Genomic DNA, 13,230 nt, shown 5'->3' with positions numbered 1-13,230 from the left:
GACGAGCCAGCTGATTAGCCCGGCCGTTCAACACCCGATACGTCAGCCGGCTCTCCCCACACACCACCGCAACCGCATCCGGCGTCCGCCCCGCCTGCCGCTCCACCAGCTCATGCACCGTCAACTCATCCGCACGAACAACCGCGGTGTCGTTCCACACCCGCAACAGCAGCTCACGCTCCGCGGGAGCAAGGACGTCAATCCGGCTGATCGCCAGATCCGGACCGGCGGCGACCCCCTCCAGAAAACGAACCAGCCGCTCCGCGACAGCCACCACCGTCGGGTGATCGAAAAGATCCGAGCTGTACTGGATGTGGGCGCTGATACCGGCCGGCTGCCGGTCCGACGTGAAAATCTCGGCCATACTCAGTTCGAGGTCGAACTTCGTTGTACCAGTAACGAGGTCCTGCCAGGTGGTGCGGAGATTGTCGAAGCCGGGATGCTCCTCTTCGCCGTTCTGGAACGTGAACATGACTTGGCAGAGGGGATGACGGGCCGTGGTGCGGGTCGGATTGAGCTCCTCGACCAGCCGCTCGAAGGGGATGTCCTGGTTGGCGTAGGCCTCCAGATCGGTGGACCGGACACGCTCCAGCAGTTGGCGGAAAGTCGGGTCTCCAGAGGTATCGGTCCGCAGTACAAGAGTGTTGACGAAGAAACCGATCAGATCTTCCAGGGCCTCGTCGGTACGACCGGCGATCACGGACCCGAGCGGGATGTCCGTGCCGCCGCCCAGCCGGGTCAGCAGTGCGGCAAAAGCCGCCTGCATCACCATGAACATGGTCGACCGGCTCTCATTCGCCAGATGCGCCAGACGCACATGCAGGTCCGCGGAGAGACGGAATTCGTGAATGCCCCCGGCATGGCTGGCCACCGCCGGACGCGGCCGGTCCGTCGGCAGCGGAAGCTCCTCAGGAAGACCGGCAAGCTGCGCACGCCAGTACTCGAACTGCTGCGCCCCGACGCTGCCGGCGTCACCCCTGTCGCCCAGCAGCTCGCGCTGCCACAGAGTGTAGTCAGAGTACTGAACCGGCAGCGGCGCCCACCGCGGAGCCGCTCCACCCAGCCGGGCGTTGTATGCCTCCGCCAGATCACGGCGCATCGGACCCAGTGACCATCCGTCACCGGCGATGTGATGCATCAGCAGAAGCAGCACATGCTCGTCAGGAGCAGTGCGGTACAGATGTGCTCTGAGAGGAATCTCCTGCGCCAGATCGAACGCGTGACGCGCTGCCTTGGCCGCCAGGGCGCCCGCCTCCCCCGGCGCCACCTCGACGTGCTCTACAAGGACCCTCACCTCACCGGCCGGCAGAACCCGCTGATAAGGCTCCCCGCTCACCGACGGGAACACCGTCCGCAGGCTCTCATGGCGCGCCACGAGATCACCAAGCGCCGCCTGCAGAGCCTCCGCGTCGAGCTCCCCCGATAATCGCAGCAGCACCGGCTCGTTATAAATCGCGCTCGGCCCCTCAAGCTGCCACATGAACCACAGGCGACGCTGAGCAAACGACAACGGAAAAATGAATTTTCTCCTTCAATCGTCATGCGCCGCAGCATCGGACGTGATTGCCTCGCCGGCGTGAGACGTCGGCAGTCGAGCCTGGACCAGCATTACACCCGAGCTGGAATACGCATGGAACTTGGGCGCGCACGTACCGGAGGTTGTTTCACTCGGTCACGTCATCACGTCGAGACATTATCCGAGGCCGACATGGCATCACGCAGGCTCCGAGGACGCATGTCGACCCACTGCTCTTCAACGAACTCCAGGCACTCCTCCCTGATCGCGGCACCATACGTGACGGTCCAGCCATCCGGGACCTCTAGGGATGACGGCCAGAGCGAGTACTGTTCTTCACTGTTGACCAGGACAAAATAGCGTGAATCAACATCCTCGAAAAGGCCGGACATGGTTCGCCTCCGGGGTAATGATTGTTCGGGCCACCATAGAGGGCCCAGAAAAACCGAGCCACCTGCTATGCGATCCAACCGTCGGATCTCAGAAGAGGCGGTTCCATGGGAGGGGCGCCGGCGAAAGGACTGCCGGGGATGCGCCGCGCCCTCCGGGCAGCAGGTGCGGACACGTAGCCCGGCACCCTGCGGTAGGCACTGCACCACGCCGGAATGATGCTGTGGACGAACCCCCGGTTTGGTCGATACTCGGCCGCCGATTTGTGCTGTCAGGCAGAATTCCCGCGTCCCTGCCCGGCGGCGCGCTATCCCAGCGAACCATGTTTGTCAGCCTAACATGATCCGCCCGGTACGCCTACTGCCGTCGCCTTTGTGTGTGTCAGACTGGATGCAAAATGGACGGTGCACGTTTCCGCGATCCTTTATGCCGATTACGCAGTTAGTCGGAGATAGCCCGTCCTCGACGACTGGAGCGGCCGGGCCGGCGTTCCGAATAATTCAGCTTCGCCGGAGCGCCGAGCCGGACGAAGACCGAATCCAGGAGGCCGCCGTTTCTCTAGGAGCGCCTCCATCCCTTAACATGGATTCTGCCCAGGGGTGAGACCAAAAATCAAGACCTGCTCCCGATCATCTGGTTGAGCGGATTGAACGTCCGACCCACGCGCCGGCTGTCGAGTCATGCGCTTGGAGAGACGGGCGCCTCGGTGCACTTACCGCATCTCACCAGCTCAACGGTGCTTCGTTATCGGAATTACGCGATTCGCGTTGTCGGGCGAGGCGGCAACGTCGGTAAGCGTCGAGATGACCGTCGGCGTCAACGCCCCGAGTTCACACACCGCTTCGGTCCCGGCCAGGCCCGAGCCTGCCCCGGCGAGATCCGAATCTTCCGGCGGTCTGTCGTCGGCAGGCGTCCTCGATCACGCCGGTCGCGATCGGCCGGAGCACGGTGACGGCATCCGCCGCCGACGGGGACGCGGCCCCGAGAAGCGCGTCGTCCGCACCAAGTCTCCGGGCCGTCTGCTTGCCCCCGGCGGGACCCGCCGGACCGGAAGAGCAGGACAGGAGGAGAACAGAACGGGGAGAACGGGTACAGGACCCTGGAAATGCCGGAGCCGGGCAGTCCCCCAACTGCCCGGCTCCGGATCAAAGCGGTTCCGCCAGGAATGCCCTCCCCAAAGGCACCGGCGGGTCCCCCGCTTTCCGGACGCGGTTCCCCCATCCGCGTCCTTTATCAAGAAGGTCTGTCGGCCTCTCCTGAGGACCTGCTTCAACACTACAAGGGGCCCTGTCATGAAGTCGTCAAGGCAGGTTGATTTCCGGCCTACATCCGAACGGGCCCCACTCCGCCCGTGCTACCGCCCGAGATCCAGCCTGACCTCGGTGCCCTTCTGCAGCGACCGGCTCACCGTGCAGTGACGCTCGTGGACCCGCTCGGCGACGGCCTCGAACACCTCGCCGGAGTCCTCCGGGGGCAACTCCACGTCGTACGTCACCGTGACCGAGCGCAGCAGGGTCGGGCTCTCCTTCTCGGCGGAGACCTCGACGGCCAGCCGGAGGAGCCGGTGACCGCGCTTGGCGGTCAGCGGCTCGACGGTCATGACGTTGCACCCGCCGACGGCGGCCAGCAGCAGCTCCACCGGGCTGAACAGGCCGTCACCGGCGCCCATCGCGATCTCGGCGCCGCGTTCGTTGCGGGCGACGAACCCGTCCTCGGTCCGCTCGACGCGTACAGAGCCCATGACCTCACCCTACTGGCAACGCCAGCCGCACGAGTGTGCCTCCGCCGGGAGCGGACGCGGCCGACACACTGCCGCCGTGGCTGTCCACGACCTGGCCGACGATGGCCAGGCCCAGCCCCGATCCAGGGAGGGCCCGCGCGGAGGGCGCGCGGTAGAAGCGGTCGAAGACGTGCGGCAGGTCGGCCTGCGAGATGCCGGGGCCGTGGTCGCGCACCGTCAGCACACCGCCCCGCAATGACACCTCGACCAGGCCGCCGGCGGGGCTGTACTTGGCCGCGTTGTCGAGCAGGTTGGCGACGGCCCGCGCGAGCCGGTCGGGCACGCCTCGCACCACCGCGGGCTCGACCGAAAGGGAGTACGCCGTCGACGGCCAGTGCCTGGCCGCCCGGGCGACCTCCCGCTCCACCAGCTCGTCGAGGCGCACGCTCTCCACGAGCACGGCGGGCTCCTCGTCGCGGGCCAGCTCCACCACGTCGGAGACGAGCGCCGTGAGCTCCTCCAGGCCGCTCACCACGGCCCGGCTCACCTCGTCGTGGACCTCCTGCGGCAGGTCGCCGCGCATCAGCAGTTCGACGTTGGTCCGCAGGGCGGTGAGCGGGGTGCGCAGCTCGTGGGAGGCGTCGGCGACGAGGCGCTTTTGCGACTTCGCGGAGCGTTCCAGCGCGTCGAGCATCGCGTTGAAGCTCCGTGCCAGGCTGCTCAGCTCGTCGTCGCCCGCCACCTCGATCCGGGTGGTCAGGTCCCGGGTCGTGGCGACCCGGCCGGCGGCGTCCTTGAGCGCGTTGACCGGCCGCAGCGCGGCGCGGGCGGCCAGCCAGCCCAGGGCGCCCGACAGCACCAGGCCGCCGAGCGCCACGGCGACGAAGGGCCAGCCCAGGTCCTCCACGTCGGAGAGGGCGGCCAGCACGCCGTTGGGGGGCCGATCGCCGTACCTCTCGTACGTCCCGTAGTGGTTCATCGCCCACTCCACCCGGCGGCAGGTGATGACGTAGGCGGCCACGATCACGACGATCACACTCACCGCGGCGGCCAGCGCGGAGGCCATCGCGAGCCGCCAGCGCAGCTTCACCGCTCCTCCCCGGCGGTGGGGGAAGCCGTGGGCTCCCTGAGCGCGTACCCGAGGCCGTGGACGGTGTGGATCAGCCGCGGCTCGCCCGCCGACTCGGTCTTCTTGCGCAGGTAACCGATGTAGACCTCTAGGGGGTTCGACCCGGGCCGGAAGCCGTAGCCCCAGATCCGCTCGAGGATGACCTGCCTGGTCAGCACCTGGCCGCCGTTGCGGATCAGCAGGTCCAGCAGGGCGTACTCGGTCCTGGTCAGATCGATGAGCCGCCTGCCGCGCCGGGCCTGCCTGCTGTCGGGCAGCAGGACCAGGTCGGCGAAGCCGGCTTCTGGAGGCGGCGCGGCGCGCCGTAACAGGGCACGGACCCGGGCGAACAGCTCCTCGAGCGCGAACGGCTTCACCAGGTAGTCGTCGGCGCCCGCGTCGAGGCCCGCCACCTTGTCGGTGATGCCGTCCAGTGCCGTCAGCATGAGCACCGGCAGGCGGTTGCCGTCGCCGCGCAACGCCCGGCAGACCTCGATGCCGTCCATGCCCGGCATGAGCACGTCGAGCACCACGAGATCGGGCGCCGCGCCGTCGATGACGTCGAGGGCGTCCAGACCGTCGCCGGCGGTCGCCACGCCGTACCCCTCGACGCGCAGTGCCCGCGCGATCGCGTCGCGTACCTCGGGTTCGTCGTCGACGACGAGCACCTGTGTCTTGACCACGCCGCCATTGTGGCGTGCGGAGATGAGAGGTTGCTGAGCGCGCTCCGCGCGTTCAGGCGTCGGGGTGTTTGGACAGATAGTCGACGTAGACGGGCCGGAGCGCGTCGCCGAGCTCGCCCTGGCCCGCCCCGATCGCATCGCTGAGCAGCGCCGAGACCCTGCTGAGGTCGTTCGCGGTCTCGTCGCTGTTGCCGCTGGCGGCCTCGGCCGCCGGGATGACCTTCAGCAGATCCCACAGGAATCCCAGGTCGCCGTGCCGTACGGCGTAGCGCACGGCGCGGTCGTGCAGCTCCTTCGCGGGGAGCGACTCGAGCTCTTTCACGTCCATTCGATCTCACCCCCAACTCGTGAGTTTCCCCCGGGTTTGCCCCTTATACCCCCGAGGCGGGGAAAAGACCGCCGAAAGCGAACGGCTTGTTTGCCGCTCCTCCACTGCCGCCGGTTCGGGCCCGCTCATCTCGGCCGTCCGGGAACCGCGCGCTCTTTGCCGTCCCGTGGAAGGATCCTAGAAGTGAAGGTCATACTCAAGATCATCGTGGTGGCCGCGGCCCTGTGGGCGTCCACCAAGCTGGTGGACGGCATCACCGTCAGCGCCGGTTCCACCGCCAAGCAGATCGGCACCCTCCTCGCGGTCGCGCTGATCTTCGGCCTCGTGAACGCGGTCATCAAGCCGGTCATCAAGACGATCGGCTGCGCGTTCTACGTGCTCACGCTCGGGTTGTTCGCCCTGGTGGTGAACGCCGCCCTGCTGCTGCTCACGAGCTGGCTCGCCGAGCAGCTCAACCTCCCCTTCCACGTCGACGGGTTCATGGCCGCCTTCTGGGGCGCCATCGTCGTCGGCGTGATCAGCTGGCTCCTCAACATGATCCTCGGAGACGACGACTGAGTGATCCCGGGGCGCGTCATGCGCGCTCCGGGGTCGCACCCGGGTTGAAAGCATGTATTGTTAGTAGGGAATTAGGGCTTCCTGCTTCCCGGAAGGGGCGGACGATGCGTGTGGACGTGCATCAGCACCTGTGGACGCCGTCGCTCGTCGACGCGCTCCGCCGGCGCACCCGCCCGCCTCACCTGGACGGGTGGACGCTCGTCCTCGACGGCGAGCCGCCGTACGACGCGGATCCGGCCGACCACGACGTGGAGATCCGGCGCAAGCGCAACGCCCACCTCGACCTCGCCCTCGTCTCCCTGTCGAGTCCACTCGGGATCGAGCACCTGCCGCCGGAGGAGGCGTGGCCGCTCATCGACGCCTACCACGCCGACGCGAGCGCGCTGCCCGCGCCGTTCGGCGCCTGGGCCGCCGCCCCGGTGACCGACCCCGATCCCGTACGGCTCGCGCGCACTCTCGATCACGGGCTGGCCGGACTGCAGCTTCCGGCGACCGCGCTCGGGGACGCCCGGGGGCTGGCCCTGGCCGCCCCGCTGCTCGACGTGCTGGAGGACCGCGGCCTGCCGCTGTTCGTCCACCCGGGCCCCGCCGCGGCGGCGGGCCCGGCGTGGTGGGCCGCCGTCGTGCCGTACGTGCAGCAGATGCACGCGGCCTGGTACGCCTTCGAGGCGTTCGGCCGGCCCCGGCATCCCCGTCTGAAGGTGTGCTTCGCGCTGCTGGCCGGGCTGGCCCCGCTGCACAGGGAGCGCCAGTTGAGCCGGGGCGCCGCCGGGCGCGGCCTGGTGGACCCCGGCCTGTTCCTGGAGACGTCGTCCTACGGCCCCCGGGCCGCCGACGCGGTGATCCGCGAACTCGGAATCGACGTCCTCGTCGCCGGAAGCGACCAGCCGTACGCCGAGTCGGTGTGGCCCGACCCCGGCGACCCCGCACAACGAGCCATCGATCACGCCGTCCGCGTGGCCAATCCCGGCCGCCTGCTGTCCCGGAAGGAGTCGCACCAATGAGCACGCCCACGATCCAGGAAGGCGCGCTCTGTGCCTCCTCAACCGACCTGACCTCTTCAGCCGACCCGGCCTCCTTGACCGACCCGGCCTCCTTGACCGACCCGGCCTCCTTGACCGACCCGGCTCCCTTCGGCGGCCTGCCCGCCCGCGCCCTCGACCGGCGCGAGCTGCTCGCCCTCGTGGAGGACCTGGCCACGCGGCCCGGCCTGTGGCGTCACCACCTCAACTTCGACGGCACGCAGGACGGGGGCCGCCACTACGTCTCGCTGCACCGCGACGCGTACGTGGACGTGTGGCTGCTGTGCTGGCGCCCCGGGGACGACACCGGTTGGCACGACCACGACGTCTCCTCGGGTGCGGTGAAGGTGGTGGCCGGCGAGCTGAAGGAGTGCAACCCGCGCATCGGAGGCGCCCACCTGGAGACGTCGGTCGTGGAGGGTGAGGCGTTCTCGTTCGGGCCCGACCACATCCACCGGCTGACCGGCGAGGCGCCAGGCTCGGTCTCGATCCACGCGTACTCGCCGCCGCTGTGGCGCATGGGGCAGTACTCCATCACTGAGGACGGGACCATGCGCCGTCTTTCGGTCGGGTACGCGGACGAATTGCGCCCGGTCGACCCCGCTTAAAACGATTCGAGTAGTTCGGCCATCACGCTGGGTGACGCTAGGCTGATCTCATGACCAGCGTGCTCGATGACTGGCTCCAGCCCCGTGCGGGAGGCGGGGCCGGAGGCGCCTCCGATCGGCTTTCCCGGCTCCGTCCCGCCGCCGGCGAGCGGCGGGACGGCGAGGACCGCGCCGACCACCCCGACGCCGACCATCCCGACGCCGATCACCCCGCCGCCCTCATCCCCACGGGCCCCCAGACGCGGTTCCACGAACGTGTGACCTACGGCCTGCGCACGGCCCTGAACGCGCAGGTCCCGGGCGACCTGGTGGCGGTGAGCCGGATGGACGTCCTGCTGGGGCCGGAGCGGCGCGCCCGTCCCGACGTCTCGCTGGTGGACGACCTCGCCGCCGCCGACGACGAGAGGATCTGCTATCTCGCCGAAGAGGTGCGGCTGGTCATCGAGGTCGTCGGCCCCGACGCGGGCGTCACGGACCGCGACGTGCGGCCGCGGCACTACGCGGCGGCCGGCATCCCCCACTTCTGGCGGGTGGAGAGCAGCGACTGCCGGCCGTTCGTCTACTCCTTCGAACTCGACGCCGACGGCGCCGGATACCAGGTGACCGGCGTCCACCACACCCGTCTCGCGGTGGACGCCCCCTTTCCCATCGACATCGATCTCGTACGGCTGCCGCGCTGACTATCCCGGCTGACCCTGTCTATCCCGGCTGACCCGGCGCCGGGCGGGCGGCGAGGACACCCGACGCCAGTTGGAGCGCGCAGGCCCCCAGCCCGGCGAGCAGGGGCACGGTCCAGCCGTCGGACAGCTCGTGGAGCAGGCCGAACGCGAGCGGCCCGACCGCGGCCAGCACGTAGCCGCTCGACTGGGCGACCGCCGACAGCGCGGTCACCGAGGCCGGATCGGGCGCCCGCAGCGTGATGATCAGCAGGGCGAGCGCGATCGACGCGCCCTGACCGAGCCCGAGGACGATCATCCACAGCCACGGCGTGGTGGTGGGCGCGAGCAGCACCCCCAGATATCCGGCGACGGTCAGCAGCACGGCCACCACCACGTGTGGCACCTGAGACCGGGCCCTGCCCGCGTGCAGGGGGACGGCCAGCGCCGCGACGATCTGCACGAGGTTCGTCAGGCCCAGCAGATATCCCGCCTCGTCGGCGGGCAGGCCGGCGGCCTGGAACACGGTCGGCAGCCAGGCCAGCAGGACGTAGAAGGTCAGCGACTGCAGGCCCATGAACGCCATGACCGCCCACGTCGCCGGCGTGCGGAGCAGGGCCGCGTACGGCCGGTGGCCGGGGTCACCGGGCCGGGAACGGCGACTTCGCCCCGTGACCGGCATCGCCGGGTCCTGCGTGGCCGGTCTCCTGAGCGCCATCCCCCACAGGACCGCCGCCAGCAGCGCGAGCAGGGCCGGCGACCCCGCCGCCGCCCGCCAGCCGACCTGCCCCGCCAGCGGGACCATCGCCGCCGAGGCGATGGCGGCCCCACTGACCATGACCGAGACGTAAAGGCCGGTGAAGAGCCCGATCCTGCCGGGGAAGTGCTGCTTGACGAGGCCCGGCATGACGACATTCATGACGGCGATGGCCGTGCCCGCCAGGGCGGCGCCGCAGTACAGCGCGGGCACGCCGTCCGCGCTGCGCAGCGCGACACCGGCGGCCAGGACGAGCAGGCCGGCCAGCAGCGTGCGGTCCAGCCCGATCCGGGTGGCCAGCACGGGCGCGACCGGGGCGAGCAGGCCGAGGCACGCCACCATCACCGTGGTGATGGCGCCGCCCCCGGCAGGGCTGAGGCCGAGGTCCCGCATGATGGCCGGGAGGAGCGGTGACACGCCCGCGAGAGCGGGCCTCAGGTTGAGCGCCGCCAGGACGAACCCGCCCACCAGCAGCAGCTTCCCCCGATTGTCCGTGATCCCCCTCATCATTCGCCAAACCCTACCGGCCGGTGTCGCGCGCCCGCCCGTGGATGGGGCAACGCGGCGAGGTGCTCTGGGCGACGCGACGGGGCAAAGATCGACGGGAGGGGCACTAAGGTTCGGTCGGGAGGTGGGTGGTCATGGCGGAGGAGCACGTCCAGTCGCTGGCCCGGGGTCTGGCCGTGATCCGGGCGTTCGACGCGGCGAGCCCGGAGCTGACGCTGAGCGAGGTGGCCCGCAAGACCGGTCTCACCCGCGCCGCGGCGCGCAGATTCCTGCTGACGCTGGCCGAGCTGGGTTACGTGCGGACCGACGGGCGTCTGTTCTCCCTGTCGCCCCGGGTGCTGGAGCTGGGCTACGCCTACCTTTCGAGCCTCTCCCTGCCCGAGGTCGCGCTGCCGCACCTGGAACGGCTCGCCGCCGAGGTGCACGAGTCGGCGTCGGTCTCCGTGCTGGACGACACCGACATCGTCTACGTGGCCCGCGTGCCGACGGCCCGGATCATGCGCGTGACGATAGCGATCGGCACCCGCTTCCCGGCGTACTGCACCTCCATGGGCCGGGTGCTGCTCGCGGGGCTCCCCCCGGAGGACCTCGACGCCTACCTCGCCCGGGCCGTCCTGGAGCGGCTGACCCCGCACACGACCACCTCGCCGGTCGCCCTGCGCACCGCGCTCGACCGCGTACGGTCCCAGGGCTGGGCGATGGTGGACCAAGAGCTGGAGGAGGGACTGCGGTCGATCGCGGCACCGATCAGGGACCGCGACGGCCGGGTGGCGGCGGCGGTCAACATCTCCTCGCACGCCAGCCGCACCACCGTGGAGTCGGCCCGTCGCGACCTGCTTCCCCCGCTGCTCGCCACCGCCGCCAGGATCGAGGCCGACCTCCGTGCCACCGGAGGCGCGGGCCGCGCTCTGCCCGTCACCGGAGGCGCGGGCCGCCCTTGAGCAGGCACCCCCACGTCTCCACTGAAGCGACCATCCCTCACCATGGAACTGACAACGTTGTCTATTGTCGTGGAATGGGGGATGATCTCAGCGTGGGAGAGATGAGACGCGGCCGTCCGACCATGAACGACGTGGCCGCCGCGGCCGGTGTGGCGCTCAAAACCGTCTCCCGCGTCGTCAACAACGAACCCGGCGTCAACGCCGCGACCGCGAGCCGCGTGCAGGCGGCCATCGAACGGCTCGGCTACCGCCGCAACGACAGCGCGCGCATCCTGCGGCGGGGCCGTACGGCGAGCATCGGCCTGGTCATCGAGGACGTCGCCGACGCCTTCTACTCCAGCCTCAGCCGGGCCGTGGAGGACGCCGCGCTGCACCACGGCTACCTGCTGTTCACGGGGTCGTCCCGGGAGGACTCGGCCCGCGAGCGCGACCTCGTGCTCGCCTTCTGCGCCCGCCGTGTGGACGGGCTGATCATCGTGCCCGCCGGGAGTGACCACGACTACCTGGCGCCCGAGTTCGCGGCCGGGATCAGGGCGGTCTTCGCCGACCGGCCGCCCGGGGCGGGATGCGAGGCGGACACCGTCCTGTGCGACAACGCGGGCGGCGCCAGGATGGGAACCGCCCACCTGATCGCGCACGGCCACCGCCGCATCGCCTTCCTCGGCGACTCCCCCGATATCTTCACCGCCTCGGAACGACTGCGCGGCTACCGGCAGGCGCTGGCCGCCGCCGGCCTGCCGTACGACGAGGGCCTGGTGGCCATGGGGCCGCCGGACCCGGCGCGGATGCGGGCCGACCTGACCCGGCTGCTCACCGCGTTCGACCCCCCGACCGCGGTGCTGACCGGAAACGGCCGCACCACCGTGGAGACCCTGCGGGCGCTGGCATCGCTCACCGACGCCGCCGACGCGGGCGCCGCGGGCGGCCTCGCCCTGGTGGGGTTCGACGACTTCGAACTGGCCGACCTGCTGGGCATCACCGTTGTGGCGCAAGATCCCGCCCGGCTCGGCCGTACGGCAGCCGACCTGCTGTTCATTCGCCTGTCCGGGGACGACGGGCCGATCAGCAGGATCGAACTGGCTACGCGGCTGGTTCCGCGGGGCTCGGGCGAACGCTCTCCCCTGCCCCAGCGGAACCGTACGGCGGGCTGACCCTCCCGGGCAGGTCGCCGCGCAGATCACTTCGCAGCGCGAGCACGACGGCGATCACGCCGCAGCCCGACAGCGCGATGGCGAGATGGGCGGGCACGAGTTCGGCGAGGGCGCCCGCGGCGGCGGCGCCCAGCGCCTGTGCCGTCATCAGGCCTGAGGTCTGCAGGCCGAACGCCTGCCCGCGCGCGGCCTCGGGAACCTGGTCGAGGAACCGCCGCTGGAGCCCCAGGTTGTAGGCGAGACCCGCCGCCGCCAGGGCGGCCAGCGCCGCCGCCGCGACGACCCCCGGGCGGGCGGCGAACCCGAGCAGCGGCACACCCAGCAGGAGCGCCAGCGGGATGGCCAGCCGTTCACGCGCGGCGGGCGCGGCGAACCGGCCGACGGCGAACTCCCCCGCGCCCATGCCCGCCGCAGCGGCGGCCAGCACGACCCCCGCGCCCCACGCCGATCCCTCACCCGTGAGGTACGGCACGTAGACGGCCTCCGCGCCGACCGAGAGCATCGGCGGCAGCCACCCGGCCAGCAGCAGCCCCCGGACGGCACGGTCGGCCAGCAGCGCCCGGTTGACCCGCAGCGTCGTCCGTACGGCCCCGGCCCGATGACCGAGGCCGGACCGTGCGGAACGCGCCGGGCGGTCACGCAGCCCGAGCCTGGTCAGCGCCGCGCTGACCAGCGAGAGCGCCGCGGTGATCAGCAGCGCCCTGTGCGGGCCGGTCACCGCGAGCAGACCTCCGCCGACGGCCAGCCCGGCGACCTGCGCACCCGCCGAGGTCGTGGTGAACACGGCGCGGCCGAGCACGTACGCGTCTCCCGCCAGCACGTCGGGCAGCACGGCGGCGCGCGCGGCCGAGAACAGCGGCGTGGGCACGCCCGCCGCGAACACCAGCGCGAGCATGACCCCGATGGGCAGGTCCCCCAAGCCCAGCACGAGGCACGTGGCCACGCGCAGCAGGTCGCCCGCGACCATGAGAGCGCGCGGACGCCACCGGTCGGCGAGCGACAGCAGGAGCATCCCGCCCGCCACCTGCGGCAGGAACCCGATCATGTACGCCAGTGCGGCCAGCCCCGGCGATCCCGTCCGCGCGAAGACCAGCACGGAGAACGCGAGCATCTTCACCGTGTCGCCCAGGACCAGCAGGAGCTGGCTCCCGAACAGCACACGGAACTCCGCGACGGCGAAGCACGCCCGGAACGTCGATCTTTCCTGGTTCGCGGCCACGGTCACGGCCCACCTCCCGGCGCCCATGCTCGGCGCACCGCCTCCGGCCGCGCTAACGTTTCGGCA

Annotated in this window: 14 protein-coding genes; 6 read left to right on the top strand and 8 right to left on the bottom strand. The window is 70.6% G+C overall.

Features of this window, described 5'->3' with window-relative positions; all coding sequences use genetic code 11:
* The 6 genes from AB0O28_RS25365 to AB0O28_RS25340 all read right to left on the bottom strand — a co-directional run.
* The coding region (locus tag AB0O28_RS25365) for a condensation domain-containing protein (RefSeq protein ID WP_363644185.1) at window positions 1–1,480 on the bottom strand (1,480 nt) is incomplete at its 3' end.
* A 200-nt stretch (window positions 1,481–1,680) separates the two neighbouring features.
* A complete protein-coding gene (locus AB0O28_RS25360; RefSeq protein ID WP_363644183.1) occupies window positions 1,681–1,908 on the bottom strand; it encodes an MbtH family protein in 228 nt (75 codons plus the stop codon).
* A gap of 1,352 nt (window positions 1,909–3,260) precedes the next feature.
* The gene (locus AB0O28_RS25355; RefSeq protein WP_363644181.1) at window positions 3,261–3,647 is read right to left on the bottom strand and encodes an OsmC family protein; all 387 of its coding nucleotides are present in this window, start codon (window positions 3,645–3,647) and stop codon (window positions 3,261–3,263) included.
* Between the two features lie 4 nt (window positions 3,648–3,651).
* Complete coding sequence (locus AB0O28_RS25350; protein WP_363644179.1) at window positions 3,652–4,716, bottom strand: HAMP domain-containing sensor histidine kinase; 1,065 nt, start codon at window positions 4,714–4,716, stop codon at window positions 3,652–3,654.
* Window positions 4,713–5,417 carry a response regulator transcription factor gene (locus tag AB0O28_RS25345; protein WP_363644177.1) on the bottom strand — a complete coding sequence of 235 codons (705 nt, stop codon included), beginning with the start codon at window positions 5,415–5,417 and terminating at the stop codon, window positions 4,713–4,715. Before AB0O28_RS25345 ends, AB0O28_RS25350 begins: the two co-directional genes overlap by 4 nt.
* Before the next feature lie 52 nt (window positions 5,418–5,469).
* On the bottom strand, window positions 5,470–5,745 hold the full coding sequence (locus AB0O28_RS25340) for a hypothetical protein (RefSeq protein WP_363644175.1): 276 nt from the start codon (window positions 5,743–5,745) through the stop codon (window positions 5,470–5,472).
* 183 nt (window positions 5,746–5,928) lie between these two features.
* Here AB0O28_RS25340 and AB0O28_RS25335 point away from each other — a divergent pair, with 183 nt between their 5' ends.
* The 4 genes from AB0O28_RS25335 to AB0O28_RS25320 all read left to right on the top strand — a co-directional run bounded on the left by AB0O28_RS25335 (window position 5,929) and on the right by AB0O28_RS25320 (window position 8,613).
* Entirely contained in the window at window positions 5,929–6,303 is a 375-nt protein-coding gene (locus AB0O28_RS25335) for a phage holin family protein (protein WP_363644173.1), read from the top strand.
* Window positions 6,304–6,407: 104 nt separating this feature from the next.
* Window positions 6,408–7,307 (top strand): amidohydrolase, encoded by a 900-nt coding sequence (locus tag AB0O28_RS25330; RefSeq protein WP_363644171.1) that lies wholly within the window; start codon window positions 6,408–6,410, stop codon window positions 7,305–7,307.
* Entirely contained in the window at window positions 7,304–7,933 is a 630-nt protein-coding gene (locus tag AB0O28_RS25325; protein WP_363644169.1) for a cysteine dioxygenase family protein, read from the top strand. The genes AB0O28_RS25330 and AB0O28_RS25325 overlap by 4 nt, the downstream gene beginning before the upstream one ends.
* A 50-nt stretch (window positions 7,934–7,983) precedes the next feature.
* A complete protein-coding gene (locus AB0O28_RS25320; protein ID WP_363644167.1) occupies window positions 7,984–8,613 on the top strand; it encodes a Uma2 family endonuclease in 630 nt (209 codons plus the stop codon).
* A 19-nt stretch (window positions 8,614–8,632) separates the two neighbouring features.
* Here the strand turns inward: AB0O28_RS25320 and AB0O28_RS25315 are convergent, their stop codons facing one another.
* The gene (locus tag AB0O28_RS25315) at window positions 8,633–9,856 is read right to left on the bottom strand and encodes an MFS transporter (protein ID WP_363644165.1); all 1,224 of its coding nucleotides are present in this window, start codon (window positions 9,854–9,856) and stop codon (window positions 8,633–8,635) included.
* Between the two features lie 131 nt (window positions 9,857–9,987).
* Between AB0O28_RS25315 and AB0O28_RS25310 the strand changes: the two genes are divergently transcribed.
* A complete protein-coding gene (locus tag AB0O28_RS25310) occupies window positions 9,988–10,794 on the top strand; it encodes an IclR family transcriptional regulator (protein WP_363644163.1) in 807 nt (268 codons plus the stop codon).
* A gap of 101 nt (window positions 10,795–10,895) precedes the next feature.
* Window positions 10,896–11,945, top strand: coding sequence for a LacI family DNA-binding transcriptional regulator (locus AB0O28_RS25305; protein ID WP_363644161.1), 1,050 nt, complete (start codon window positions 10,896–10,898; stop codon window positions 11,943–11,945).
* On the opposite strand, the gene AB0O28_RS25300 is transcribed toward AB0O28_RS25305, so the two are convergent.
* Window positions 11,875–13,170: an MFS transporter gene (locus AB0O28_RS25300; protein WP_363644159.1), complete on the bottom strand. Its 1,296-nt coding sequence runs from the start codon at window positions 13,168–13,170 to the stop codon at window positions 11,875–11,877. The two genes, AB0O28_RS25305 and AB0O28_RS25300, sit on opposite strands and share 71 nt — an antisense overlap.
* Window positions 13,171–13,230 lie beyond the last annotated feature (60 nt).

It is taken from the genome of Microbispora sp. NPDC088329 (genome assembly GCF_040685655.1).
Taxonomy (GTDB): domain Bacteria; phylum Actinomycetota; class Actinomycetes; order Streptosporangiales; family Streptosporangiaceae; genus Microbispora.
This window is presented reverse-complemented; position numbering and strand designations above follow the sequence as displayed.